The sequence below is a fragment of the Pseudoruegeria sp. HB172150 genome, assembly GCF_013184805.1.
Classification (GTDB): domain Bacteria; phylum Pseudomonadota; class Alphaproteobacteria; order Rhodobacterales; family Rhodobacteraceae; genus Psychromarinibacter.
Genome location: NZ_JAATNG010000001.1, coordinates 2,196,935 through 2,223,263, shown reverse-complemented (window position 1 = coordinate 2,223,263; position 26,329 = coordinate 2,196,935). Strand labels below are relative to the sequence as shown.

General features: G+C 64.4%; 26 protein-coding genes and 1 pseudogene. 12 read left to right on the top strand and 15 right to left on the bottom strand.

Annotated features, from left to right (window positions below; all coding sequences use genetic code 11):
• Nucleotides 1-30: 30 nt before the first annotated feature.
• Entirely contained in the window at nt 31-687 is a 657-nt protein-coding gene (locus HCO70_RS10640) for a DUF938 domain-containing protein (protein WP_172295684.1), read from the bottom strand.
• A 5-nt stretch (nt 688-692) separates the two neighbouring features.
• Nucleotides 693-1,235, bottom strand: coding sequence for a translation initiation factor IF-3 (infC, locus tag HCO70_RS10635; RefSeq protein WP_172296256.1), 543 nt, complete (start codon nt 1,233-1,235; stop codon nt 693-695).
• A 191-nt stretch (nt 1,236-1,426) separates the two neighbouring features.
• Here infC and HCO70_RS10630 point away from each other — a divergent pair, with 191 nt between their 5' ends.
• Nucleotides 1,427-2,755 carry a hypothetical protein gene (locus tag HCO70_RS10630; protein WP_172295683.1) on the top strand — a complete coding sequence of 443 codons (1,329 nt, stop codon included), beginning with the start codon at nt 1,427-1,429 and terminating at the stop codon, nt 2,753-2,755.
• Nucleotides 2,756-2,817: 62 nt separating this feature from the next.
• On the opposite strand, the gene HCO70_RS10625 is transcribed toward HCO70_RS10630, so the two are convergent.
• Complete coding sequence (locus HCO70_RS10625) at nt 2,818-4,014, bottom strand: winged helix-turn-helix domain-containing protein (protein WP_172295681.1); 1,197 nt, start codon at nt 4,012-4,014, stop codon at nt 2,818-2,820.
• A gap of 453 nt (nt 4,015-4,467) precedes the next feature.
• On the opposite strand from HCO70_RS10625, the gene HCO70_RS10620 reads away from it, so the two are divergent.
• Nucleotides 4,468-4,701, top strand: a complete 234-nt coding sequence (locus tag HCO70_RS10620; protein WP_172295679.1) for a hypothetical protein — start codon at nt 4,468-4,470, stop codon at nt 4,699-4,701.
• Nucleotides 4,702-4,759: 58 nt separating this feature from the next.
• On the opposite strand, the gene HCO70_RS10615 is transcribed toward HCO70_RS10620, so the two are convergent.
• Entirely contained in the window at nt 4,760-5,824 is a 1,065-nt protein-coding gene (locus HCO70_RS10615) for a right-handed parallel beta-helix repeat-containing protein (RefSeq protein WP_216665323.1), read from the bottom strand.
• A gap of 340 nt (nt 5,825-6,164) precedes the next feature.
• Between HCO70_RS10615 and HCO70_RS10610 the strand changes: the two genes are divergently transcribed.
• Nucleotides 6,165-7,277 carry a tRNA-dihydrouridine synthase gene (locus HCO70_RS10610; protein WP_172295676.1) on the top strand — a complete coding sequence of 371 codons (1,113 nt, stop codon included), beginning with the start codon at nt 6,165-6,167 and terminating at the stop codon, nt 7,275-7,277.
• Between the two features lie 263 nt (nt 7,278-7,540).
• On the opposite strand, the gene HCO70_RS10605 is transcribed toward HCO70_RS10610, so the two are convergent.
• The 7 genes and pseudogenes from HCO70_RS10605 to cysG form a co-directional block, all read right to left on the bottom strand.
• Nucleotides 7,541-8,227, bottom strand: a complete 687-nt coding sequence (locus HCO70_RS10605) for a L,D-transpeptidase (RefSeq protein ID WP_172295674.1) — start codon at nt 8,225-8,227, stop codon at nt 7,541-7,543.
• 695 nt (nt 8,228-8,922) lie between these two features.
• On the bottom strand, nt 8,923-9,771 hold the full coding sequence (locus tag HCO70_RS10600; RefSeq protein ID WP_253913157.1) for a ferredoxin--NADP reductase: 849 nt from the start codon (nt 9,769-9,771) through the stop codon (nt 8,923-8,925).
• A 72-nt stretch (nt 9,772-9,843) separates the two neighbouring features.
• Complete coding sequence (locus tag HCO70_RS10595; RefSeq protein ID WP_172296254.1) at nt 9,844-10,251, bottom strand: DUF934 domain-containing protein; 408 nt, start codon at nt 10,249-10,251, stop codon at nt 9,844-9,846.
• A gap of 42 nt (nt 10,252-10,293) precedes the next feature.
• Nucleotides 10,294-11,028: pseudogene (locus HCO70_RS24840) on the bottom strand (phosphoadenylyl-sulfate reductase); the annotation flags it as partial.
• Nucleotides 11,018-12,688 carry a nitrite/sulfite reductase gene (locus HCO70_RS10585; protein ID WP_172295672.1) on the bottom strand — a complete coding sequence of 557 codons (1,671 nt, stop codon included), beginning with the start codon at nt 12,686-12,688 and terminating at the stop codon, nt 11,018-11,020. The gene HCO70_RS10585 and the pseudogene HCO70_RS24840, both read right to left, overlap by 11 nt.
• Nucleotides 12,689-12,691: 3 nt before the next feature.
• On the bottom strand, nt 12,692-12,988 hold the full coding sequence (locus tag HCO70_RS10580; RefSeq protein WP_172295670.1) for a DUF2849 domain-containing protein: 297 nt from the start codon (nt 12,986-12,988) through the stop codon (nt 12,692-12,694).
• Entirely contained in the window at nt 12,985-14,382 is a 1,398-nt protein-coding gene (gene cysG, locus HCO70_RS10575; RefSeq protein WP_172295669.1) for a siroheme synthase CysG, read from the bottom strand. Before cysG ends, HCO70_RS10580 begins: the two co-directional genes overlap by 4 nt.
• Before the next feature lie 138 nt (nt 14,383-14,520).
• Between cysG and HCO70_RS10570 the strand changes: the two genes are divergently transcribed.
• Nucleotides 14,521-14,982 (top strand): Lrp/AsnC family transcriptional regulator, encoded by a 462-nt coding sequence (locus tag HCO70_RS10570; protein ID WP_172295667.1) that lies wholly within the window; start codon nt 14,521-14,523, stop codon nt 14,980-14,982.
• Between the two features lie 6 nt (nt 14,983-14,988).
• Here HCO70_RS10570 and HCO70_RS10565 read toward each other — a convergent pair whose 3' ends face one another.
• Nucleotides 14,989-15,585: a serine protease gene (locus HCO70_RS10565; RefSeq protein WP_172295665.1), complete on the bottom strand. Its 597-nt coding sequence runs from the start codon at nt 15,583-15,585 to the stop codon at nt 14,989-14,991.
• A 2-nt stretch (nt 15,586-15,587) separates the two neighbouring features.
• Nucleotides 15,588-16,778, bottom strand: coding sequence for a cytochrome P450 (locus tag HCO70_RS10560; protein ID WP_371742182.1), 1,191 nt, complete (start codon nt 16,776-16,778; stop codon nt 15,588-15,590).
• A 61-nt stretch (nt 16,779-16,839) separates the two neighbouring features.
• Between HCO70_RS10560 and HCO70_RS10555 the strand changes: the two genes are divergently transcribed.
• The 8 genes from HCO70_RS10555 to HCO70_RS10520 all read left to right on the top strand — a co-directional run bounded on the left by HCO70_RS10555 (nt 16,840) and on the right by HCO70_RS10520 (nt 25,362).
• A complete protein-coding gene (locus HCO70_RS10555) occupies nt 16,840-18,594 on the top strand; it encodes an ATP-binding protein (RefSeq protein ID WP_172295663.1) in 1,755 nt (584 codons plus the stop codon).
• Nucleotides 18,591-19,814 (top strand): sigma-54 dependent transcriptional regulator, encoded by a 1,224-nt coding sequence (locus tag HCO70_RS10550; RefSeq protein ID WP_172295662.1) that lies wholly within the window; start codon nt 18,591-18,593, stop codon nt 19,812-19,814. Before HCO70_RS10555 ends, HCO70_RS10550 begins: the two co-directional genes overlap by 4 nt.
• 222 nt (nt 19,815-20,036) lie before the next feature.
• Nucleotides 20,037-20,195 (top strand): DUF1328 domain-containing protein, encoded by a 159-nt coding sequence (locus tag HCO70_RS10545; protein ID WP_172295660.1) that lies wholly within the window; start codon nt 20,037-20,039, stop codon nt 20,193-20,195.
• A gap of 186 nt (nt 20,196-20,381) precedes the next feature.
• A complete protein-coding gene (locus tag HCO70_RS10540; RefSeq protein ID WP_172295658.1) occupies nt 20,382-20,708 on the top strand; it encodes a hypothetical protein in 327 nt (108 codons plus the stop codon).
• A 246-nt stretch (nt 20,709-20,954) separates the two neighbouring features.
• Complete coding sequence (locus HCO70_RS10535; RefSeq protein ID WP_172295656.1) at nt 20,955-21,857, top strand: LysR substrate-binding domain-containing protein; 903 nt, start codon at nt 20,955-20,957, stop codon at nt 21,855-21,857.
• A 261-nt stretch (nt 21,858-22,118) separates the two neighbouring features.
• The gene (locus HCO70_RS10530; RefSeq protein WP_172295654.1) at nt 22,119-23,126 is read left to right on the top strand and encodes a DctP family TRAP transporter solute-binding subunit; all 1,008 of its coding nucleotides are present in this window, start codon (nt 22,119-22,121) and stop codon (nt 23,124-23,126) included.
• Nucleotides 23,127-23,199: 73 nt separating this feature from the next.
• Entirely contained in the window at nt 23,200-23,889 is a 690-nt protein-coding gene (locus HCO70_RS10525; RefSeq protein WP_172295652.1) for a TRAP transporter small permease, read from the top strand.
• A 3-nt stretch (nt 23,890-23,892) separates the two neighbouring features.
• Complete coding sequence (locus HCO70_RS10520) at nt 23,893-25,362, top strand: TRAP transporter large permease (protein ID WP_172295650.1); 1,470 nt, start codon at nt 23,893-23,895, stop codon at nt 25,360-25,362.
• A gap of 42 nt (nt 25,363-25,404) precedes the next feature.
• Here the strand turns inward: HCO70_RS10520 and HCO70_RS10515 are convergent, their stop codons facing one another.
• Both HCO70_RS10515 and HCO70_RS10510 read right to left on the bottom strand, forming a co-directional pair.
• Nucleotides 25,405-25,605 carry a DUF2892 domain-containing protein gene (locus tag HCO70_RS10515; protein WP_172295648.1) on the bottom strand — a complete coding sequence of 67 codons (201 nt, stop codon included), beginning with the start codon at nt 25,603-25,605 and terminating at the stop codon, nt 25,405-25,407.
• 66 nt (nt 25,606-25,671) lie between these two features.
• Nucleotides 25,672-26,325: a helix-turn-helix domain-containing protein gene (locus HCO70_RS10510; RefSeq protein ID WP_172295646.1), complete on the bottom strand. Its 654-nt coding sequence runs from the start codon at nt 26,323-26,325 to the stop codon at nt 25,672-25,674.
• Between the last annotated feature and the right edge of the window lie 4 nt (nt 26,326-26,329).

The window sequence follows — 26,329 nt, the reverse complement described above, 5'->3', positions numbered from 1 at the left end:
GCAAAGCCGAAGGAGCAGCTTAACCGCCCGCTACTTCCGGAACACCACCAGCCGGTTATTCGCCGGCATCGTCACCAGCGCCGCAAGGCTCAGTCCCGCCGCCTCCGCCAGCGCGCCGATCTCGTCGGTGTCCCGCACGCCCCATTCGGGGTCCTCGGCCTGCAGGTTCGCGTCGAACCGCACGTTGCCTTCGCCGATATGCCGGCCGGCCACCCGGAACGGCCCGTAGAACACCAGCACCCCGCCGGGCACCAGCGCCTTCCCGGCGCCCGCCACGATCCCCTCCGCCACAGCGAAGGGCGCGATATGGATCACGTTCGCGGACAACACCCCGCTAAGAGGTCCGACCTCACCGGCCCAGTCCGCCACGGCGTCGATATCTAGAACCTCCCGCTCCGGCAGCCGCAGATGCGCCGCCCAGGCCGCGGCCGAGGCGCGGTGCCCCGCATCCGGATCCGACGCCAGCCATTCGAGGTGCGGAAACGCCAGCCGGAAAGCCGCCGCATGCTGCCCGGTGCCGCAGCCGATCTCCAGCACACGGCCAACCCGGCCCGACATCCACGGCGTCAGCGCCGCGATCAGGGGCGGCAGGTTCCGCTCTGCCGCAGACGCAAACAGGCGCCCGTCGGGCGCCTGCGTTACATTCCCGGCATGGAACCGGGCGGTATGGGAAGAGGTGGGCGTCAACGGCCCTACTTCGCCGGGCCGATCATCATGACCATCTGGCGGCCTTCCATCTTCGGCATGTTCTCGACCTTGCCGAGTTCCTTGACGTCCTCGGCAACCCGTTCCAGCAACTCGCGGCCAAGGTTCTGGTGCGCCATCTCGCGACCGCGGAACCGCAGGGTGACCTTCACCTTGTCGCCGGCCTCAAGGAACCGGAAAACGTTGCGCATCTTGACGTCATAGTCGTGCACGTCGGTGTTCGGGCGGAACTTCACTTCCTTGACCTCGATGGTCTTCTGCTTCTTCCGCGCCTCGGATTCCCGCTTCTGCTGTTCGTACTTGAACTTGCCGAAGTCCATGATCTTGCAGACCGGCGGCGTCGCGTTCGGCGAGATTTCCACCAGGTCAAGCCCGGCCGCTTCGGCCAGTGCCATGCCGCGCTCCGGGGTCACGACCCCGACATTTTCGCCTTCGGCTCCGATCAATCTAATCTCGGCTGCCCTGATCCGCTCATTTACACGTGGTCCGGTTTCGCGGGTCGGCGGGGCATTGTGAGGTCTGCGAGCGATGGTCGTTAGTCCTTTTTCTGTGTCGAACGTAGGCAAGGAAGATACGGGCCACGGCGCGGTGTTTCAACTCCGATTCGTCAGCCGGACCGGGTGCAAGCCGCAGTTTCTCCCTTGAAAGCGCGCGCGGCCGCGTCAAATCACATCGGACAGAGCGGATCGTCTTTGCGGGAAACGAATGGGGAGATCTTTCCATGGATAAAATTTGGATCGCAGTGGCCCTCGTGGTCGCCGTCGTCATCGGGATCTTTGCCTTCGTCAGAGTGCAGGATGACGTGGACCCGGCCACTGAAATGGCCGGCGCAGAGACCGAGTCGGTGGAACAGCCGGAAGAACTCGCCGTCGACACCGCGGACGAGACCAGCACGGCCGCGGAAGAGCCGGCAGAGACCGAAGCAGCCGAAGCCGAGACCACCGAGACCGAGGGCGAAACGCCTGCCGGGGAAGACACCGCCGACGCATCCGCAGAGGACACCGGCGACAGTAATGCCGGCGTGATCGCAGGCACCGCAGCGGGCGTCGCGACCGGGATGATGGCGGGGTCTGACACCGGTGACGAGGCATCCGGTGAAGACGCCGCAGAAGGTGAGGCAACGGAAGAGACCGGCGCCACGGATGAAACCGAAGAGGCTGAAGGCTCCGATGACGCCGCCGCAACCGAGGACACCGCCGAGGGCGAACCTGCCGAAGAACCTGCCGCGACAGAAGACACCGCCGAAAGCGAGCCCGCCGAGGAGCCTGCCGCGACAGAAGACACCGCCGAAAGCGAGCCCGCCGAGGAGCCTGCCGCGACCGAGGAGACCGCCGAGGCCGAACCTGCCGAAGAGACGGCAACAACCGAGGATACCGCGGAAAGCGAACCGGCCGAAGAACCTGCGGCTACCGAAGAGGCTGCGGAATCCGAGCCAACGGAAGAACCGTCCGCAACCGAGGACACGGCAGAAGCGGATACGGCCACAGAACCTGCTGCCGAAGAAAGCGCCGACGCGAGCGGTACTGAAGAAGCTGCCGACACGTCAGAAGAACCGTCGGTAACGCCCTCCGAACTCGCTGCCGAAGCCATCCAGGCCGAAGCGGATGAACTGTCGCAAACGGCCGAAGAAATGGCGGCCGAGGCCGAGGAACTGGCGGCCAGCGCCGAAGCCATGGCCTCCGCGGCAGAGGACATGCAGGCCACGGCCGACGAAATGGAAGCAAAGGCCGAAGAGATGGCAGCCGGGGAGCAGACCGAAGCCACCACAGACGGCAGTGCCGAAGCGTCAGAGGAAGCGGACGCAGAGTCCGCGGGCGACGACACGGCCGGGGGGACTGACGTCGGTCCCGGAAACGCGGAAACGCCTGAACCGGCAATCCTATTCACGGTAGAAGGCTTCGATCGCGACGAAGCACTGGCCTATATCGCCAGATCAGATCTTGAGGCCGAGGAAAAGGAAACCCTGACCTCCGCCATCGAAGAAGCGGGCGACGACGAGGAAGCCCTCACCGATGCCCTGGAACAGGCCCGCGAGGCGCTCGACCTCTGACCGTCTCAGTTTGAAACTGCAGACAAAGGCCCCGCCCGCATGCCGGACGGGGCCTTTCTGTTTCAACCCCTCAGCCAGTCCTCGGCAAAGACGATTTCGTCGGTACCGGCAAGATTTCCGACGCGCTCCAGCTCCGACACCAGCCCGGCCAGACGCGCCTTGCCCATCCGCACGCCCGCCTCGGGCCAGAAGGCTCGCACCGCCAGCACCTTGCCATCCCGCTTCGCATCGATCCGCCCGATCACACGGTCGCCCTGCATCACGGGGAAAACGTAATAGCCGTAGCGCCGCTTCGCCTCCGGCACGAAGATCTCGATGCGGTAGTGGAACCCGAACAGCCGCTCCGCCCGGTTCCTGTCCCGCAGCACCGGATCGAAGGGCGACAGCAGGCGCACCCGGTTCGACGGCTCGGGCAGCGAATCCGCTGCCTCCAGTTCACCCAGCGTCGAAAAACACCGCCGTCGCGCGCCATCCGCCAGTTCGATGTCGACCTCCACGATCCGCCCGGCCGCCAGCGCCTCCGCGCACCAGGCCTTCGCCTCCTCCCGGGTCGCGATCTCGAAGAAGGCGGCAAGCTCGCCGCTGGTTCCGAACCCCAGCCGCCGCATCGCCTCGGACAACGCCCAGTCCACGACCTCCTCCCTCTCAGGACGTAGCCCCCGGTACGCCTCCGGGATCACCCGCTCGCTCAGGTCGTAGAACTTGCGGAACCCCTCCCGGTGGCAGATCGCCAATTGCCCCGACCGCCACAGGAACTCGAGCGCCGTCTTCGACGGATGCCAGTCCCACCAGCCCGACGAGCCCCGCACTTCTTCCGGCCCGACATCGAGCGAGCAGGTCGCCCCCCGGTCCGACACATGCCGCAGCACCGTGTCGATCTCGGCATCCCAGCCCTCGCGCCGCCATGCTGGCCAGCGTTCCCGCATCCGCGCCTCGTCGCGCTCGAATTTCAGCCGCCACATCGGGTAGAACTGCATCGGGATCACCGCGGCATCGTGCGTCCAGTGCTCGAACGCCGTCCTGTGCCGCGCCACCAGATGCTCCAGCGCCCGGGGCCGGTACTGCCCGCGCCGCGCCCAGAGGATCAGGTCATGCGCCCGCGCCAGCGTGTTGACGCTGTCCACCTGCACGAAACCCAGCCCGGCCAGCACCCCGTCCAGATCGCCACCCTTGCCGGTTCCGGCCGTCGGGCGCAGTAGAAGATGCCTGTCCAGGAACAGGCGCCGGGCGGTCTGATTGTCGAGTGTGGGGCGAGTCATCGGGCCACCTTACAGCCGGGGCGGGGAGGGGAAAGGGCGATGTTGGGTGGTGTGATTACTGCTCGGCGGACTGTCGGACGATGCTGCGGGGGGAAGCTGCAAAAACCATCCGCAGCGCGCATCGCCAAACAGATCTATTGCGTCGAATGGCGGAATCTGGCCAACCGCCGCTCTGGCCTGACCCGGCACCACAGGGCGATGGCTGACCGGCCTGAATGCTTCGGCTTGCGGCTCTTTCATCTTTTCAGATCAATTGTTTCCTGCGCCGGACGTCTTGAGTTTCATCGCTCAGCTCAGGAGGCATCTTGCCGGGACCGGTCAATGGCCAGCGTTCCGTGGCTGAGCGGCAGTTGGCAGAAACCATTTTCGCGCTACAACCATGAGTGATGTCGGTTGACGATGTCTCGTGTGTTAAATGTGTGTGTGACGACTTTTGTAACCGGGGGATAAGTTATGAACTCAAGAAATATAATCCTGGCCGTACTGGCAGTGATACTTGTGGGCGTCGCGATCTTCTACTTCATGGATGATAGCGGCGTCGATGACGCGGCCATGCCCGAGACAACGGGTGAAACTGCGGCGCCGGAAACTGCCGGCGAAACGACCGAGCCTGAAGCGGTCGACGACACGACCGAGCCTGAAACAGACAGCGAAGAAGCCGACACCGAGAACGCGACAGACAACTGAGTCGAGCGATCGCGTCGGATACCTGCTGCCGGATTCGCCGCAATCGGCGACCCGGCCGCTACCGCGCGACTCTCCTGTTCTCGAAAACCTTGTTGTTTTCGCCCCAGTCCAGAACGGTATCCCCCGAGGCACCGACAAACGTATTCTGCGAGACCGTATTCTGCCGCGCAAAGTTGCGGTCGTCCGTCCCGCTGCCATAGGGGATGCCGGCATCCTGCGGGCAAAGGAACAGCACCCTCTGAATGCTCTTGAACGAGAGCCACACGCCCGGCCGCGCATTTCTCCCCCCGTCGTAGTAGAACGTATTCCCGGTGACAGAGTTGTACCGCGGCTTCTGGTGGCGCGCGGTCCCGCCTTCGCCGCAGTTCCGGTAAATGAAGACGCCCCCAAGATCGGCATGGTAGAACTTGTTGTTCTTCACGACGTTGTGGGCAGAGCCGTCGATCGAAAGGATCTCCCGGGCGGTTCTGACTTCGAACACGTTCCCGCTGATCACGTTATGCGCGGACTCGGCGTCGAGATAGATGCCCGAACTTACGGAGTTTCCGATGATCCTGCTGTTGACCAGACGCGAGTTGGTGACGCCGGGAGAAAAGTAGACCGGGATCCTGCCATCCCCGCGGATCACCAGGTTCCGCAGCACGATGCCCCGGGGTGCAACTGACTGGGCGTATTCGGTGTGGTTCCCGTTGCGCGACGACGCTTTCACGAACTTCGCCTGACCGTGCGGGCCAAGCCCAGACACGCGAATGGCCCCGTTCACCGTGCAGCCGTCTATGATCACGTCCTCGGGGCGGCTCCAGCGATTGTCCTTACCCCGGACCGAACTGATCTGAATGATGTCCTTGCGGTACAGCAGAGACCGCTTCCCCGGAAGGCCGATCCTGCCGCCCCGACAGATCAGCCGCACACCGCTCGATTTCGCGCCGCGGATGCGGACCTGCTTCGTGATGGTTTCGCCTTCCAGAAGCGTCAGATCGCAATCCAGAAAGGCCACCTTGTGTTTCTGTGTCGCAGGCTCGAGCACCCGGGCCTTTTTCGCAGGGCTGCACTCCTTTGCAGCAACGTTCGTGGCGCCCAGGGCGCCGAGCAGTGAGAGGAGAAGGAGAGGTACAATCTTCATCGTTTTCTTACGCGAACCAGTTGTCGCAAGGGAGCTAATCCGAGTCCCCGCACCGTCAAGCTGCCGGCAAGGTTCACCATTGTCTTCCAGACTCTCGTGCCACCGGAGCAGGGCGCGGCCGAACGGCTCGGTAGCATCCGGTTTAATGCATGGTTGAACCTGCGCTGAAATAGCGGCCCGTCCCCGATGCATCGCACATAGATCCTTGTAAGCTCTCGACCGCATCCCGATTTTCGGGCACCAAGCTTCACGGGTCGCGCCCTTTCGCATGTGATCTCGGGGGAGCCGGGAAAAACATTGACTTCTCAGTGCTCCAGGCTGACTCTTTCAACATACGAAAATGATCGGGTATGCTGTGCCGAACACACTTGCGACAACGTTTACAGGGCTAGAGTTTGTCAATCCATTCGTCCTGGCATCTGCGCCTCCGACGGAAAGCAAACGCAAGATTCTGAAAGCCTTCGAATCCGGCTGGGGCGGTGTCGTCACCAAGACGATCGGCCTGCATCCGGTAGAAAACGTTGCCGGCCCCAAAACCATCTTCCAGCGTGCAAGCGAGGCGAAGCCCTACGTGTCGCGCGCAAAGCGGCCAGAAACCGTTTCGCATTCCTCCTGGAACTGGGAGCTGATTTCCGATCAGCCGCTTGAGCTTTGGCTTCCTGATCTGGAAGAAATCAAGACCACCTATCCCGACCGCATGCTCATTGCCTCGATCATGGCCGGCGCCGGCAATGTCGAAGAAATGAACAACTGGCGCAAGCTTGCGACCGCGTGCGTGAATGCCGGATGCGACGCGATCGAGTTGAACATGTCCTGCCCGCACATGGACCGCAAGGATATGGGGGCACACATCGCCAACGATGAAGATATCATCAGGTCCATTCTGCAGGCGGTCACCAGCGCGGTCAGCGTTCCGATCTGGGTGAAGCTGACACCGTCGACGTCTTCACTCGTCGATGCAGCCGGTGTCGCATATGCGTCGGGCGCAGCGGCGATTTCACTCTGCAACACGTTTCCGTCCATGCCCCTGATGGACCCGGAAACGTTGAAGTTCGAGGTCGAGGTAGACGGCCTCGTCACGTCTGGCGGGCAGGGCGGGCTGGCCATCCTGAACCAGGCTCTGCAGCGCGTGTCGGACATTTCGCGCGCCTATCCGGACAAGGCGATTTCCGGCATTGGCGGAATTAAAGGCTTTCACGAAGCCTTCAACTTCATTGTCCATGGCGCCGGCAACCTGCAGGTCTGCACCGCCGCGATGGAAGAGAAGGGCAGCGGTGGCGTCGGGGTCAAGCTCATTCAGGAGCTGACACAGGATCTCGGCGACTATCTGAAGCGCAAAGGCTTTTCATCGATTGAAGAGTTCCGGGGCATAGCACGCGAACGGATTGTCGAGCATTCTCAGATCCGTAGAAAGAGCGAGGCCTACAATGGCGGCTACGAGAAATCGGCGTAGTTAAGCCAGATCCCCTGGCCGCCTGCACCAACATCCAATCCATCGTTCGAAATCTGCGACGGGTACCGCCCCGGCGAAGCACTCGCCGGACCGTCCTCGTGGGCGACTGAACTGTGGACGGTGTGACCAGTGCGGACGGCCGCAGGGGGCCAACCATCGGTCCATAGCCGCCGCCAGACCGCCATTAAACGGGTAGCCGCGTTTCTGCGGGCCAGCCATTCACAGGACATCACGGGTTGTGGCAGACGGTCCGGATGTCCGCTTCAGGCTCCGGAAGCTTGTCCGGACTCGGACTGCGTTAGCACCCTTACCTTGGTCCCGTTTGTCACATGACTGGCCAGATGCATCGCATCCTGGTTGAACATCCGGATACATCCCGACGAGGCCTGGTGACCGATGGTCCAGGGACTCGGGGTTCCGTGAATGCGATAGTAGGTATCCTTGCCGTTCCGGTAGAGATAGAGCGCGCGCGCGCCCAGAGGATTTTCCAGCCCGCCCTCCACACCGGCGGCATATTGCAGGAACTTCTCGGGTTTCTGCTCGATCATGTTCTGCGTGGGCGTCCAGCCCGGCCAGTCGCGGGTATAGGCGACGGTTGCGTTCCCCGAAAATCCGTATCCCGCTTCCCCGACAGCGATCGAGTACCGCATTGCCTGGCCGCCTTCCTTGACGTGGTAAAGGTAGCGGGAAAACGGATCCACGATGATCGTTCCCGGCGCTTCGGCCGTCGGATAGTCGACGATCTGGCGCTTCTTCGTCTCCGAGAGATACTCGGGCGAAATCGCGGGAACCAGGATGTCGCCATCCTGGACTTCGCTGTACATGGCACGGGTTTCCGCGCTCACCGGGTTCCCGCCGGGAAACACCCCCATGGTCACGTCGCCCGTTCCGCCGCATCCGGCCAGGGCCAGCAGGGAAAATAAGCCCAGAATGGATCCATTAATGTTCATCACTCGCTCCACTGGTCCGGCAATTTGGGAAGGCTGAAACGTATTTGGTCTGGACCGGCTCCTGCACCCACGGGACCGGCATTCAGGTCAGGATGACCGTTTCAACCCGACGATGCAACGCGAAGACGACCGATATGTGCACTGGCATCCGGGGCTTAGGGCGGAATGTGAGTGTGTTCGGAAATGCGCTGGTGGACGTGTAAATCGCAATTCGGCGGCAACAAAATCCACATTGGCCTGGCTCTGGCGCCGGTAACGGCCTTGCGTCCCGCACTCGATGAACGTGGTTTTTCGTTATTCGGTCGACCCAGGCCATCCGTGGCTCACGGTAAGATGATCGCGGGGCCAGGCATGCGAACCGCCGTGAACTGGCTCACGATCCCGCGCTTCCCCGGTATCTCTTCGAACATCTGGCCCCGGCAATCCCGTTCAAGGCGTTTAGCTCTCTTTTCGAGGATCATCTGCCCAATTGCTGCGCGGCCGCTGAATGCAACCACGGGACAACCGACGCCATGTGCTCGGCGTCGCATTCACCGGACGGACCGCCGCCTCAAGACCGGAGACCCATCTAATTCGCCCGCGAATCCAAACCGCCGCGGTGTCTGTCCCGTCCGGCCGTCCCCGGGTCTACGTTAGCGCAAACATGCCTGAAATCAGTGGGTTAACCCCTCGTCCCCATGGGGACGCTCGGGAAATCAGCCCACAAAGGCCTTTTCGACCACGTATTCCGCCGGCTCCGAGTTCGCCCCCTCGCGCAGCCCGAACCCCTCCAGGATCTCCTTCAGATCCTTGTTCAGCCCGATCGACCCGCAGACCATCGCCCGGTCCGTCTCGGGCGAGATCCCTTCGATCCCGAGCTCCCGGAAAATCTCGCCGCTTTTCAGCAGGTCCGTGACCCGCCCCATCTTCGGGCTCTCCTCCCGGGTCGTCGTCGGATAATAGACCAGCTTGTCGGCAAAGCCCTCGCCGATCACCTCGGCCAGCATCTCGTCGGACCGCACCGACTCCACCAGCTCGCGGCCATAGGTCAGCTCCGCCACCTCGCGGCAGGTATGGGTCAGGATGATCTTGTCGAACCGCTCATAGGTCTCCGGCTCCCGGATCAGCGAGGCGAAGGGCGCGATGCCGGTGCCGGTGGCGAAGAACCACAGCCGCTTGCCCGGCAGCAGCGCGTCATGCACCAGCGTCCCCACCGGCTTCGGCCGCAGGATCACCTGGTCGCCCGCCTTGATGTGCTGCAGCTTCGACGTCAGCGGCCCGTCCTGCACCTTGATCGAGTAGAACTCCAGCTCGTCGTCCCACGCCGGCGAGGCGATGGAATAGGCACGCAGCAGCGGCTTTTGCTTGCCGGTCTTCGGGTCCGGATCGCCCATCAGCCCGATCATCACGAACTCCCCCGACCGGAACCGCAAACTCGCCGGACGGGTGCAGCGGAACCGGAACAGCCGGTCGGTATAGTGCTGGACCTCGGTCACGGTCTGGGCGTCGGGCAGGGTGGGCACGGCCTTGGAAGGCTGGTTCGCAATATTCATCTCGGCAGTCATCTCTTTTCTCCCGGACCCGGTGGTCCGGCCTCTAGCGTGGCTGTTTAAGCGGATTTTAGGATCTGCGAAAGGTCACACGGCCGCGCGCAGCCGCGACTGATAGTCGTGGGCCTGCCAGTTCGCACGGGCCAGCCATTGCGCTTCCGGCTGACGCTCGGCCAGAACGGAATCGATCTCGACCTCGTCGAACCCGGCCCGCCGCGCCATGGCGTACTGGTCCGCGATCACGTGGCCACGGGCGCGCAGCCGCCCGTCATAACCCATCAGCCGCAGCCGCCGCGCGATGGTAAACCCGCGTCCGTCGGCAAAGCTCGGGAACTCCACTGCGATCATGGACAGCGACCCGACCCGTTCGCGCAGCACCTCGGGGTCGGCATCGGAGGCCAGCAGAACGGCCTCGGCAGCGTCCTCTTCCGGCCCGGCGAAATTCCCGTTCCAGTCATCCACGGCAAAGCCGTTGTCGGTCACGATCACGCTCATGGTTTCTTCTCCTGCGGCGCTCTCCGCCGCCTCATTGCCTTCGGCGCCGATCCGCACCGGTTTTCCATTGATGAAGTGGATCCCGCACTCATCCTTGTTCTGACCGCGCCAGCGTCCGGCGCGCTCGTCTTCTCCCTCGGCGACCCTGCTGGTGCAGGGCTTGCAGCCGATCGAGGGATAGCCCTGCGCCACCAGCGGATGACGTGGCAGGCGGTTGTTGATCATGTACTCCTGCACGTCGTCCTTGGCCCAGTGGGCCAGCGGGTTCACCTTGATCCGCAGATCCGCCTCGTTCTCGAAGAATTCCAGCGCCGCCCGTTTCCCGCCCTGGAACCGCTTGCGGCCCGTGATCCAGGCGTCGAACGGCTTAAGCGCCGTCTGCAGCGTCTGGGTCTTGCGGAAATCGCAGCAGGCATCCGGGTCGCTCAGGTGCAGCGCCCCGAACCGGTCGAGCCGCTTCACCTGTTCCGGATCGGGCCGGATGATCCGCACGTCGGTCAGTCCCAGCTTCTCGGACACGTCGACCTGATACTGCAGCGTCTCCTCGAACAGCATCTGCGTGTCGATGAAGACCACCGGCGTGGTCCGGTCGATCACCGACACCATGTGCAACAGCACCACCGATTCCGCCCCGAAGGACGACACCAGCGCGATCTGCCCGACCTGCGCGTCGGACAGCGCCCGCTCAAGTACGGCCGTGGCGCCGTGGTGACGATAGCGGTCGTTCAGCTGAACGACCCGCTCCGCCACCGGGGCAAGCGGGCCCTCAAGCGGCACGCTGTTTCTCCTCGGCGTCGTAGAGCGCCGCCTTGAACGGATCCATGCCGACGCGCTTGTAGAACTGCAGGAAGGTTTCCTCCGGCGCGTCGCGCTGATCCAGGTAGGCGCCGATGATCTTCTCGATCGCCGGCACGATCTGGTCATAGGCAAAGCCGGGCCCTGTCCGCGTACCGATGGCCGCGTCCTCGGTCCCGTCGCCGCCCAGAGTGATCTGATAGTTCTCCACGCCCGCGCGATCGAGCCCCAGGATGCCGATATGGCCGACATGGTGATGCCCGCAGGCATTGATGCAGCCGGATATCTTGATCTTCAGCGGCCCGATATCGTGTTCCAGCTTCAGTTCGTCGAACCGCGTGGCGATCTGCTGCGCCACCGGGATCGACCGCGCCGTCGCCAGCGCGCAGTAGTCCATGCCGGGGCAGGCGATGATGTCGGAAATCAGGCCGACATTCGCCGTGCCCAGCCCGGCCGCCTTCAGCCGCGCATGCACTTCCGGCAGGTCCGACTTGTGGACATGCGGCAGGATCACGTTCTGCTCGTGGCTGATGCGCAGCTCGCCGTGCGAGAATGCCTCGCCCAGATCCGCCATCACCCGCATCTGGTCGCCCGTGGCGTCACCGGGCGTCTGACCGTGCGCCTTCAGCGAGATCGTCACCAGCCCGTAGCCCGGTGCGGCATGCTCGGTCACGTTGGTGTCGGCCCAGGCACGGAACACCGGGTCGCTGTTATAGGCGCGCTCGAACGCATCCAGCGGCCGTGCCGGCAGATCCGGCGCCGCGAAGGCTGCCCTGATCTCGGTCAGCAGTTCCTGATCGGCCCCGCCAAACTGCTCCCGCAGCAGCGCAAAGCGTTCCTCGACCTGCCGGCGGACCTCGTCGATGCCATTCTCGTGGACGGTGATCTTGATCCGTGCCTTGTACTTGTTGTCGCGGCGGCCCAGCAGGTTGTAGACGCTGACGACGGCCTCGCAGTAAGGCAGCAGGTCTTCCTTCGGCAGGAAGTCCCGGATCACCTTGCCGATCATCGGCGTGCGGCCAAGCCCGCCGCCGACCAGCACGCGGAAGCCCACTTCGCCGGCATCGTTCTTCACGATCTCCAGCCCGATATCATGGGCGCGCACCACGGCCCGGTCGGCCTTGGCGCCGGAAACGGCGATCTTGAACTTGCGCGGCAGGAACTGGAATTCCGGGTGGTCGGTCGACCATTGCCGCAGCAGTTCCGCATAAGGCCGCGGATCCTCGATTTCGTCGGCGGCTGCGCCAGCGAAATGGTCCGCGGTCACGTTACGGATCGTGTTGCCGCTCGTCTGGATCGCGTGCATGCCGACATCGGCCAGCGCATCCAGCATGTCCGGCACGTCCTTCAGGGCGGGCCAGTTGTACTGGATGTTCTGCCGCGTCGTGAAATGGCCATAGCCCTTGTCCCAGCGCTCGGCGATCATCGCCAGCTGCCGCATCTGGTCGGGGTTCAGCGTGCCATAGGGGATCGCCACCCGCAGCATGTAGGCATGAAGCTGCAGGTACAGTCCGTTCATCAGGCGCAGAGGCTTGAACTCGTCCTCGGTCAGAGATCCGTCGATGCGGCGCTCGACCTGCGCACGGAACTGGGCCACGCGTTCACGGACAAAGGCTTCGTCGAATTCGTTGTAGCTGTACATTGGCTAGTCCGCTTGTTTTCCGTGGGCGTAATTGGACGGGCCGCGGGTGCGGAACACCTCGCGGAAATGGACGGGCTCGGGGCCATTCGGTCCCGGGATGGCATCGGCCAGGTAAGCGCCGACAACCTCGTCGGCGCGGGCGCTGGCATCCACCAGCCGGATCTGGGCGTGGGCCTCGTCCTCGATCAGTTCGGCCTCGCGATGCTCGCGGGTCCAGCGGTCATCCTCGGTAAGATAGACGACATCGCCTTCCAGCAGGGCGTTCGCGGTAACGACCTTGGGGGTGAATTGACGGCTCATAACGCAATCTCCTGCTCGCACGCATCGGCCATGGCCGCCGCGGCGCGCGGGGCGAGGCCGTAAAAGGTCAGCACCGGGCCATGCATGTCGGCCCCTGCCAGTACATCGGTCATCGTGGCCAGAGTCGCCTCGGCTACCCGCTGATCGGGGCGAGAGGCGTTCTCTACAAAGCTCACGGGTGTCGAGGGATCGGCGCCATGCATCAGCATCCGCCCCTGCACGAAACGCGCGGCGCGCTTGCCCATGTAGATCGCGGCGACCTCACCCTGACGGGCCAGCGCGCGCCAGTCGTGATCGGCGAAGCCTTCGACGTCATGGCCGGTCAGGAACCGCACGGAAGAATTGCGCTCGCGTTTGGTCAGGCTCTGCCCGATAGAAGCGACGGCAGCCGACGCGGCGGTGATACCCGGCACGATGCGCCAGCTGATCCCGGCCTCCGTCACCGCGTCGAGTTCCTCGTCGAGCCGCCCGAACACTGTCGGGTCGCCGGATTTCAGCCGCACCACCTGAGCCCCGCCCTGGGCATGCTCCACGATCATCGCATTGATGTCGGCCTGCTTCGTCGCCGGGCCGAACCCGGTCTTCCCGGCTTCGATCATCACCGCCTCACGGCGCGCCAGTTCCAGGATCTCGGGCGCGACCAGCCGGTCGTAGATCACGACATCGGCCTTATCGAGGGCGGCCCGCGCCTTCAGCGTCAGCAGTTCCGGGTCACCCGGACCGGCGCCGACGAAATCGACATGGCCGTCGCGCGCCGCACGCTTCAGATGCGTTTCCAGCAGCGCGTCCAGCGCCTGTTCGGCGCCTTCCGCGCCCTCGGCTTCGAATGCCCGCGGCCCGGCGCCGAAATAGTAATCCGCCCAGAAATCCCGCCGCGCGCGTCCGAAGGGCAGTTTCTCCGCCATCGGGCGAAACGCCTTGCCGACCTTCGCCAGCAGACCCAGCACCGGCGGCAACCGCTCTTCCAGATCCCGCTTGATGGCGCGCGCCAGCACCGGCGCCGCACCCTCGGTGCCGATGGCAACCGTCACCGGATCGCGATCCACGATGGCAGGCGTGATGAACCCGCTGTCTTCGAGGTTGTCGACGATGTTGACCAGCGCGCCTTCGGCCCGGGCAATCGCAGCTGTCCTTGCATCCTCGTCCGAATCCTCGTCCGCCGCGTAGAACAGCTTCGCGCCGTCCACGTCTCCGGTGGCCAAAGAACGCCGCACCAGCGTTATCCGGCCCTCAGCGGCCAGATCGACAAGATCCTGCGTGGGGGCAGGGGCGTAAACCTCCAGCGCCGCCTCGGTTTTCATCAGAAGCCGCAGCTTGGCCAGCGCGGCCTCGCCGCCGCCCGACAGGACGACACGGGCCCCGGCCATATCCAGGAAGATCGGAAAATGCTGCATCTGCACGACTCCGCGTTTCTTGACTCTGAATATAGGAAATTTTCCCTTGCAGGCGCTACGCGTCGGTGGGAATAAGGACACCCGTTCCTCCTGCCGGGGAAAAGGGAACACCTGTCACCAAGCGAGGGTGAAAACGAAATGGCTGTCCGTCTGGATGCGCTCGACCGGAAAATCCTTTCGGCCCTGCAGTTGGATGCAGGTCAATCGCTGGATGAAATCGCCAGGGAAGTCGGCTCTTCCAAGACCCCGGTCTGGAACCGCATCCGCAAGATGCGCGAGGCTGGTATCATCGGCCAGCAGACCGTCCTGCTGGACGCCGAAGCGCTCGGCCTCGAGGCCTGTTTCTTCGTCCTGATCCGCACATCCGAGCACGAGGCCGACTGGCAGGAGAAATTTCTCCGCGTTCTCCGCGCCCGCCCCGAAGTCATGGAAGCGCACCGCCTCGCCGGCGACATCGACTACATCCTCAAGGTCCGCGTCGCCAACGCGCGCGCCTACGACTCGTTCTACCAGGCGCTCATTTCCGAAGTGAAGATCCACAACGTCACGGCGCTGCTGTCGATGGAGGAAATCAAGTCGACCACAATGCTGCCGATCTGACCCGGCTCATTCTCCGCCGCAGATCGCCTCGATATCCGCCGGTATGATCGTTTCCACCACCGTTACGCCGGGCCCCGATGCTGACGTGACACCCAGGAACACACCTGCGGCGTTCACGACCGGCCCGCCTGAGGTGCCAGAAGTGACCCGGCAATCCAGCAACATGCGCGTCGCCTCGGCTCCCATCACCGCGCAGTCCGTCTCTTGCAGGATTTCCGACCTTGGATGCCCGTAGCCCAGCACTGTGACCGGCGTCCCGACGGGCGGAATCCCGTCCGTCCCGGCCAGTCCCTCGGTCCCAGGCTCCGCACCGCACAGCACCGCCACATCCCGGCCCGGCATCACTTCGTAATCCGCTGAAACCGCCGTCAGATCGCGCGAAAACTCCATCCGGTCATAGCCCAGCAGCAGATGCATCTCCGCGTCCCCGACATCCGGCACGCAATGCGCCGCCGTCACCACGTGCCCGTCCCCCACCAGCGCACCCGTGCAATTCGTCCGCGACCGGTACCCGGCATAGTTCAGCCGCCCGGTCAGATCCGCCGGTTCCGCGCAAACCGCCCCGGCCGCCAGCGCCAGCAATGCCGCTCCAACCCAGCGCAAGATCACCCGCGCACCATCAGCCGTTCCAGCCCGTGGAAGTGGTACAGATCCGCATAGCGCGGCTGCTCCGCCAACCGCAGGTCCGGCAGCCGCGAGAACAGCACCGGCAAGGCAATCTGCAGCTCCAGCCGCGCCAGCGGCGCCCCGACGCAGAAATGAATACCCGCGCCGAAAGACGCATTCGGCTTCACCGGCCGCAAAGGATCGAACCGCCCCGGATCCTCAAAAAAAGCCGGATCCCGGTTCGCCGCCCCCAGCAGACACGCCACCTGATCCCCGCGCATCAGCGCATGCCCGAAAAGCTCAACATCCTCATAGACATACCGCGTGAACATGTGCAGCGGCGCGTCGAACCGCAGCACCTCTTCCACCGTCCCCTCGATACCCCTGGACGACAGCCATTCCGGCCGCACCCCGGCCTCCAGCAGTGCCTTCACGCCGTTGCCCATCGTGTGCACCGTCGCTTCGTGCCCGGCATTCAGTAGCAGGATGCAGGTGGTGATCAGCTCATCCGTCGACAGCCGCTCGCCTGCTTCCTCCGCCGCGATCAGCTCGGTGATCAGGTCGTCGCGCGGGTCCGCCCGCCGACGCTCGACATAGTCCCGCATGAAGGCCGAGAATTCGGCCGAAGCCGCCATCGCACGATCCTCCACAGCCCGGTCGCGCCGCGCCTGGTACATCGCCACCATGTCGTTCGACCAGCGCAGCAGGTCCGGCGCCATCGCCTCCGGCACGCCCAGAAGCCGCGCGATCACGATCACCGGGATCTGCGTGCAATAGGCCGGCAGCAAGTCGAAATCGCCCTCCGGAAACGCATCCACCAGATCATGGCACAGCGCCTCGATCTCGGGCCCCATCGACGCGATCCGCCGCGAGGTGAACGCCCGCAGCACCAGCGACCGCAGGCGCTTGTGCCGCGGCGGCTCCAGCTCCAGCATCGAGTGCGCTTCGATGTCGTAAAACGGCGCCAGCCGCGCCGGGATCTCGGGGGCCATCTCCGGCGGCACTTCGCGCCCCAGCCGCCGGTCGCGCAGCAGGGCATTCACCTCCGCCGCGCCCGCCGCTACCGGCATCTTGTATTCTTCCCAGAACACCAGCGGTCCAAGTGCGCGCACGCGGTCGTAAAACGGATAGGGATCCTGAACGAAACCGGGATCGGTGGGCGACTGGGAAACACGGGGCAGGGCGCTCATGTGCAAGAGCCATGGCCAAATCATCTGGCCTTTGCAAGCGCCCCTTTCTACTCTCACGCGCATGACATCGACCATCGGACGGCGCGGTTTCATTTTCGGAGGATTCCTGCTGGCGGTGACCGGGTTTGCCGCCGCGGTCTGGTGGCTGACCTTCAACGCCGCGCTCGACCAGCTGGAGGAACGCGGCCAGGCCGATCTGTCCCTTGCTGCCGACCGGCTGACCGGCCAGTTGCAGCGCGTGCGCGATCTGGCGGTGCTGCTCTCCGATCATCCCGGCTTGATGCCGCTGGCGCTGGCGCAGGGTGGCGATACGAATGGCGCGGACCAGCTGTTGCAGCATTATGCCGACCGCACCGGCGCGGAACGGCTCTGGTTCTCAGATGCACAGGGCAAGGTGATCGCCGCCTCCGATGGCGAGATAGGGCAGAACATCTCCGGCAGTCCCGCCTTCGAACGCGCGCTGGACGGCGCGCTTGGGTCCGATCACGGCATCGACCCGGTCAACGGCCTGCGCCTCTACCGCTTCGCCGCCCCGGTCTTCACACCCTACGGGCCCGTCGCCGGTGCCGTCGTGACCGTCGTTGCGATGGAAGCGCTGGAATGGAACTGGCCTTCCGACCCGTCGCCGGTCTTCTTTACGGATATGGGCGGCAATGTTTTCGTCACCAACCGGTCCGACCTGATTCTTACCCGCCTTGGCCCGCAGGGCGACTTTCCGGTCCGCGAGGCATGGCAGGTCGGCGGCCACGATCTCTGGGCAATGTCCGGCAGCCCCTACCTGCCGCGCCGCGCGCTGCATCTGACCAAGGAGCTTCCGGTCATCGGCCTCAATGCCGAGATCCTCGTCAATCTCACGCCGGCCCTGCGTCTTGCCACCCTGCAGGCCGTCGTCGCGGCGGCGCTCTGCCTCGCCTTCGGGGCCGTGCTTTTCTATTTCTCCGAACGCCGCCGTGCGCTGGCGGAACAGCTCGATGCCGAAGAACGCGTCAATGCCGAGCTTGAAGCGCGCGTCGAGGAGCGGACAGAGGAATTGTCGGCCCTCAATGAGGACCTCCGCCGCGAAATCGGCGAGCGCCTGGAGGCGGAAGCGGCGCTCAAACAGGCGCAGGCGGACCTTGTTCAGGCGGGCAAGCTCTCGGCCCTCGGTCAGATGTCCGCCGGTATCAGCCACGAACTGAACCAGCCGCTGATGGCGATCCGGTCTTTCGCGGAAAACGGCGCCATCCTGATCGAACGCGGGCAGGTCGAGAAGGCGGGCGAAAGCCTGTCCCGTATCTCCGAGATGGCGCAGCGCATGGGGCGCATCATTCGAAACCTCCGCGCCTTCGCCCGGCAGGAAAGCGAACCCGCCGGCCGCGTCGGCCTCGCCTCCGTGGTCGAAAACGCCATAGAGATGCTGGGCCCCCGCATCGCGCAGACCGGAACGCAGATCGACTGGATGCGGCCCGAGACCACCACCGTCGTCAAGGGCGGCGAGGTGCGGCTGGTGCAGGTCATCGTCAACCTGATGTCCAACGCCATGGATGCGATGGCCGGTTCCGAGGACAAGCGCATCACGCTGCGCGTCGACCGCGATCCTTCGCGCGGTGTCGTCAGCCTTTCGGTCCGCGACACCGGCCCCGGCATCGTCGAACCCGACCGCATCTTCGACCCGTTCTACACCACCAAGGAGGTCGGCGGCGAAGGCATGGGCCTTGGCCTCTCTATCTCCTACGGCCTCGTTCAGGGCTTCGGCGGAAAACTGACCGGCGCCAACGCGGATGACGGCGGCGCGGTCTTTACCCTCGAACTCGAAGAGGCGAGAGAGGTCGCATGACGAACCGCGTGCTCCTCGTCGATGATGATGCCGCCGTGCGCGAGGCGCTCGGCCAGACGCTGGAGCTTGCCGACCTGCGCCCTGTCACCGCCGGTTCCTTCGTCGCCGCCAAGGATCACATAACCGCCGAGTTCGACGGCGTCATCGTCTCCGACATCCGCATGCCGGGCCGCGACGGCTTTCACCTGCTCGACTACGCCCACCAGCAGGACCCGAACCTGCCGGTGATCCTGCTGACGGGCGAGGGCGACATCCCGATGGCCGTCAAGGGCATGACCTCCGGCGCCTTCGACTTCCTCGAAAAACCCTGCGCGCCCTCCGACCTGCTTGCCGTGGTCGAAAAGGCCCTGAAGACCCGCGCACTCGTCCTCGAAAACCGCCGCCTCAAGGCCCAGCTTACCACCGGCGACGCCGCCGCGCGCCTGCTTTACGGCCAGTCCCAGCAGGCCGAGGCGCTACGCAGCCGCGTCCGCGCCGTCGCCGGAACCTCCGCCGAGGTGCTGATCACCGGCGAGCCCGGCACCGGCACTTCCAAAGTGGCCGAGGTCATCCATCTGCTCTCCGGCGCCGCGCAGCGTCCCTTCCAGAAACTCGCCGCCGCCTCGCAGACCCCCGAAAACCTCGCCGGGGCCTTCGAAAAGGCCAAGGGCGGCACCCTGTTTCTCGACGAAGTCGCCGCCCTGCCGCCCGCCGCGCAATTCGCCGCCCTGCAACTGCTCGAGGATAACCCAGGCGCGCGCGTCATCGCGGGCACATACCGCGACCTCGAAGCCGAAACGCGCGAGGGCCGCTTCAACCCCGATCTCTACTACAAACTCGACGTCATGCGCGTCCGCATCCCCAGCCTGCGCGAGCGGACCGAGGACATCCCCGTCCTCTTCCGCCACTACGTCCAGATCGCCTGCGAACAGGCCGCGCTGCCGCAGCCGGAGATCACCCCGGACGTCATCGCCCGCCTGATGGCGCAGGACTGGCCCGGCAACGCCCGCGCCCTGATGAACGCCGCCATGCGCTTCGCCATGGGGCTGGGCGAGGCCGAACGGCAGGAGGAGCTTGGCCTCAACGAACAGCTCGCCCAGGTCGAGCGCTCCCTTCTGGTCGAGGCGCTGCGCCGCGCCGGCGGCAACGCCACCGAAGCCGCCCGCGCCCTCAAGCTCCCGCGCAAGACCTTTTACGACAAGCTCGCCCGCCACGGCCTGCGGGCCGAGGAATACCGCTGACCGGCATCGCCCGTCGCTGCACCCGACTGCAATTTCCCGTGGCATTTTTCGACCGTTGGCGGCAATATTCACCCGTTTGGTGAAGGGTTTGTGGAAACGCTGGAAGGCCGGCGCGTAACCAGTACCCCAAGGCCGTCCCGCAACAGCTGGGGAGCTGGGGACACCGCCGCGGGAACGGCTGCCGCAACAGGTCTGCCAGCCATTTGGTGAGGGATCTGTGCCATGCTCTACTGGGCCATCGTCTTCTTTGTCATCGCCGTCGTCGCCGGCATCTTCGGCTTCGGCCGTGTGTCCTCCGCATTCGGAGGCATCGCGCGCATTCTCTTTTTCATTTTCGTTGCGCTCTTCATTATCTCGCTTCTCTACAATCTCTTCGCCTGACGGCTGAGCGCGCCGGCCGCGCTTCGGGAACTGCCGTTCAGCGGGCGGGCATACTCCGCCCGCGGCGCCCTCCTGCGCGGGGCGCCACCATTCCTGAGCGGCCTTCAGATTATTTTAGAACCGCCATCTCCGGTCACCCGACCCATGGCCACGATTGCATCAAGTGATCATGTGACGGAGAAAAGCATGTTTAAGAAACTCATTTCCGCGGCCCTCGTCGCCGCAACCCTGATGCCGGCGCTTGCCGCCCCTTCGATGGCCGAACGCGGTATCGGCGGCCTGTCCGCCGACACTGGCGGCGGTGGCGGTGGCGGCCATGGCGGTGGCCACGGCGGTGGCAAAGACTACACCGAGAACGACGACCGCGACAGCAACGGCCTCGACCACGACAGCGACGCTCAGCTCGACGTCTGGGTTCAGCGCTGCAACGATGCGGGTGGTGGCATGTCGACGGGCTCGGACGGCAACTATGATTGCACCGGCGCCGACGGCCAGCCGATCGACGACTACTAGTCCTCGCAGACTCGCTTCGGGTCGAATGGCAGATCTGCCCTTTCGCGTTCCGACATCTTCAGGATGTCGGGATGCGACAGCGGATCGCGGAACCATCCGCGACAGCCGGTATTCTCGACCGCGTAACGCGGCGGCCGTCTCAGGAATGAAAAAATGTCTGTTATTGAGTTTTGCATGGCCTCCATCTAGGAGCGCCGGCGCCGGAACGGAATCGACATTCGAAGCACCGGTCTTTAGAAAATCTAAATGCAGAATCTCAACGCCATTCCCCTTTCAGCGCTTCGCGTGATAGAGGCCGTCGCCCGAACCGGCACGCTCGCCCGCGCGGCAGAGGAGCTTGGCGTCACTCCCGGCGCGGTCAGCCAGCGCCTCGCCAAGGCAGAGGCCGCGCTGGGCCAGCCGCTCTTCATCCGCAACTCCACCGGCCTCACCCCGACAGAAACCTGCGCTCGTATCGCGCCGCGCGTGACCCGCGCGATGACGGAACTTTCCGGCGCCGTCGCCGACATGCAGGCCGCGCAGAACACCATCCTGACCGTCTCCGTCGCCCCGATCTTCGCCAGCCGCTGGCTGATCTGGCGGATCCGCCGGTTCAACGAGGCGCATCCGGAGATCAGCGTTCGCCTGATACCGACGGTTGAAGTGGTGGATATGGATCACTCCGATGTCGATATCGGCATCCGCGTCGGCCGCGAAGAGTCCGTCGGACTGGGCGCTTGCAAGCTTCTCTATCAGCGGGTGTTCCCCGTCTGCTCGCCGGAAATCGCCGCGACGATCCAGAAACCGGCCGACTTGCTGAAGCACCCGGTGATCCGAGAAAACGACAGGCTCGTCGGCTGGGACGCGTGGCTCGCCCAGCACGGGATCGCAGTGCGCGAACTGCGCAACGGCCCCACCTATGCCGATGCATCGCTGTGTCTCGACGCCGCGATGACGGGGCAGGGCTTGTTTATGGCATGGGAAACGTTGGCCTGCGACGCACTCGAACGGCGGCAGGTCGCGGCGCCGTTCCGTCAGCGCACGGAAACCGGCCTTTCCTACTGGTTCGCCACCAGCCGGTTCTCGGAACGCCGCCCCTGCGTCCGCAAGTTCCGCACCTGGCTGGAGGCAGAGCTTGAATGCTCGATCCGGCACTGGGAAACCCTTTGACCGGAAGAGTTAAGAGCTGGGACTGTGCGATTTTCCGCACAGATGACTGGTTCTACTGTGTGGCGTTTCACTCAACTGCAATTGTCGTGGCGGACAATTTTGTAGTGCGCCCCGATCTAAATCGCTGTTAAGAAACGCAATTCATCCGGGATCACGAATCCGTCAAGTTTTGCTTGCCCGGCGATCCTCCGCCGATTTCACTCGCCGCGAGGCCCCGACACGGGCCCTCGGAGGAACAACATACCAATCGGGAGGATACCGATGAAATTCTTCACCCAGGCCGCAACCGCGGTCGCTCTTGTGCTGTCCGCGCAGGCTGCCCTGGCTCAGGATGCGTGCGGCGACGGCGAAATCGTCGTCAAGTTCGCCCACGTCACAAACGAAGCCACCCATCCCAAGGGCATCGCGGCGAACCTGCTTCGCGACCGCGTGAACGAAGAGATGGACGGCACGATGTGCATGGAGGTCTACCCGAACTCCACGCTCTACAACGATGACCAGGTGCTCGAGGCCATGCTGCAGGGCGACGTGCAGCTCGCCGCGCCGTCACTGTCCAAGTTCGAAGCCTTCACCAAGGTCTTCCGCATCTTCGACCTTCCGTTCATGTTCAAGAATATCGAAGCGGTCGATGTCTTCCAGGCGTCCGAGACCGGCCAGGCGATGAAGGAATCCATGGTTCGCCGCGGTCTGCTCGGCCTCGATTTCTGGCATAACGGTATGAAGCAGTTCTCGGCCAACAAGCCGCTGCTCGCACCCGAGGATGCCGCCGGGCTGAAATTCCGCGTGCAGCCCTCCGACGTGCTGGTCGCCCAGATGGAAGCTCTCGATGCATCGCCGCAGCCGATGGCCTTCTCCGAAGTTTACGGCGCACTGCAGACCGGCGTTGTCGATGGTCAGGAAAACACCTGGTCCAACATCTACGGCCAGAAATTCTTCGAAGTGCAGGACGGCTCCACCGAGACCAACCACGGTGTTCTCGACTACCTCGTCGTGACCTCGGTCGACTGGCTCGACAGCCTCGACGCGGACGTCCGCGACCAGTTCCTGACCATCCTTCACGAAGTCACGGCCGAGCGGAACGCTGCCGTGGGAGAGGTCGATGCAGAAGCACGCCAGGCGATCCTGGATGCGGGCGGCGAGATCCGCGAACTGTCGCCGGAACAGCGTCAGGCCTGGGTCGACGCGATGAAGCCGGTCTGGACTCAGTTCGAAGGCGATGTCGGCACCGACAACATCGAAGCGGCGCAGAACATCAACGCCTCGATGTGATATAACGACAGCGGGCGGACCCGGACTGGGAGGCCGGGTCCGTTCGTGATTTGCACAGGGGAGGGGGCACGCCATGAGCGGCCATTCCGGGTATCACGCCAGAACGGCGTTTGGACGTGTCATCAATACAATCGAAGAAACCCTGATCGCGGTCCTGCTCGGGCTGATGACGCTGGTCACCTTCGTCAACGTGGTTCTGCGCTACGGCTTCAACACTTCGCTGATCTGGGGGCTCGAGGTCACGCTGATCCTCTTCGCCTGGCTCGTGCTCTTCGGCATAAGCTACGGCTTCAAGGTCACCGCTCACCTCGGCGTCGATGCCCTGACCAATGTTTTTCCGCCGGCGGGCCGCAGGGTGCTCGCGCTGATCGCCGCCGCATGCTGCATTGTCTACGCGCTGTTGCTCCTTAAGGGCGCATGGGACTACTGGGCTCCGTTCGCCGCCTTGCAGCCGACCGAGGGACGCTGGTTTCCCACGGGGTTCACCGAAGGGGTTCGCGACCGCGCCTTCTACGTCACCGACCAGGTGCCGATGCTGGGCATGTTCCGCTGGCTGGAGGATGCCATCAACTATGGCGAAGAGTATGAAAAGCTCCCCCGCGTAATACCCTACACGATCCTGCCCGTTGGCGCCGCACTGATCCTGTTCCGCATTATTGAGGCAACGGTGGACCTGTTCCTCGGACGCAGGGATTCGCTGATCGCCAGTCACGAAGCCGAAGACGCGGTCGAAGAAGCCGCAGCCCGGGCAAAGGAGGCCTGATCCATGGACGTCGTCCTTCTCTTCGTCATGGTCATCGGCTTCCTGCTGATCGGCGTGCCGATCGCAGTGTCGTTGGGCCTCAGCTCGATGATCTTCCTGCTGGTCTTCTCCGATACCTCGCTCGCCTCGATCGCGCAGTCGATGTACCAGGCGATGGCCGGTCACTACACGCTGCTCGCCATCCCGTTCTTCGTGCTGGCCTCGTCCTTCATGTCGACGGGCGGCGTGGCGCAGCGGATCATCCGCTTCTCCATCGCCTGCGTCGGCCACCTCCGCGGCGGCCTCGCCATCGCCGGCGTCTTCGCCTGCATGCTCTTCGCCGCGCTTTCCGGCTCGTCTCCCGCCACCGTGGTCGCTATCGGCTCCATCGTCATCGCCGCGATGAAACAGGCCGGCTACTCCAAGGAATTCGCCGCCGGCGTCATCTGTAACGCCGGCACCCTCGGCATCCTGATCCCGCCCTCCATCGTGATGGTCGTCTACGCCTCCGCCACCGACGTTTCCGTCGGCCGCATGTTCCTCGCGGGCGTGATCCCCGGCATCCTCGCCGGCGTCATGCTGATGGTCGCCATCTACATCATGGCCATCGTCCGCAACATGCCCAAAGGCGAATGGCTGGGCTGGAGCGAAGTCGGAAGCTCCTTCCGCGACGCCTTCTGGGGCCTGATGCTCATCGCCATCATCATGATCGGCATCTACGGCATCCCCGGCATCACCGGCGCGATCTTCACCCCGACCGAAGCCGCCGCCGTCGCCTCCGTCTACGCCTTCATCATCGCCATGTTCGTCTACCGCGACATCGGCCCGCTGGCGGCAAAGCACCACACGATGGCCACCTCCGACTACATCGAGGTCGGCAGCCACTCGCTGAACGCCGCCGCCACGCCCGAAATGGCCATCCCGCGCAAGTCCAACCTGCTGCAGAAGCCCTGGGCGCTGATCACGGCCTTCTTCCACAAGGACACCAGGGACACCCTGTTCGAGGCCGGCAAGCTGACCATCATGCTGATGTTCATCATCGCCAACGCGCTGATCCTCAAGCACGTCCTGACCGACGAGCAGATCCCGCAGCAGATCGCGGGCGCCATGCTCGACGCCGGCTTCGGCCCGGTCATGTTCCTGATCGTGGTCAACGTGATCCTGCTCATCGGCGGCCAGTTCATGGAGCCGTCGGGCCTTATCGTCATCGTCGCGCCGCTGGTCTTCCCGATCGCCATCCAGCTCGGCATCGACCCGATTCACCTCGGCATCATCATGGTGGTGAACATGGAAATCGGCATGATCACCCCGCCGGTCGGTCTGAACCTCTTCGTGACCTCCGGCGTCGCGGGAATGCCGATGATGCGGGTGGTGAAGGCGGCGCTGCCGTTCCTCGGCATCCTCTTCATCTTCCTGATCATGGTGACCTACATCCCGTGGCTCTCCACCTGGCTGCCGACCAGCCTGATGGGGCCGGAGATCATCACTAACTGACGCGTCCGTGCCCGCGCATATCGATGCGCGGGTACGTCCGGCCTATTTCATCGGGCAGGTGCTGAGCCCGAAGATTGAGTACAGCGGGCAGGTGGAAAACAGCCCTGTCGCCAGCGGTATGATCCCGATCAGGAACGCCCAGCGATAGCCTGCGTCCGGGAAAATGAAATAGCAGGCAAGCAGGACGATCCCCACCGCGATCCGCAGCCCGCGGTCGACGGCGCCGACGTTTTTCTTGAGCATGGCTTGTTCCTTCCGTGTCTCTCGGACAGAAGGTATCGCGGCTGCACAAGCCGGTCTGTGACTTGGTCACATCCCTTCGGACAGGCGCCGCAGCCCCGCCGGATCGGTCACCTCGATCCGTCCGCGCTCGTTCCGGATCAGCCCCTGCCGCGCCATCGCGTCCAGCCGGCGAGAAATCACCTCGCGCGCCGAACCGATCCCGCGCGCCAGCTCCGCCTGAGTCGCGGCGACCGCGCCGGACCCGTCGGCGTGATCCAGCAGATACCGCGCCAGCCGTGCCTCGATCTTCAGGAAGGCGACGTTCTCGAGGATATGCATAACGTTCTGCAGCCGCTGCGCCAGCGCGCCAAAGACGATACGCCGGAACCCCGGCGCGCTGTCGATCAGCTCAAGGAACAGCACGCGCGGCAGCAGGACCACCCGCGCATCCGCCTCGACCACCGCCTCGGCGCTGTATTTCTCCTCGCCCAGCAGGCCCAGCGTCGACTGGATGCAGCTTTCGCCCGGGGCCACGTCGTATAGCAGGATCTCCCGCCCGGTCGGCCCGACGAGGTAGACGCCGACGCGCCCCTCCAGAACCACGACATAGCCTTTCACGGCGTCGCCCGGACGGAACAGCACCGCGCCCTTGGAGGCCTGCGCAGGCGTCAGGCGGTCCAGCCGGCGCAGAGTGTCCGGGTCCAGCCCGCGCAGGGCAGGGGCTTCGGCGGTCCAGCTCACCGGT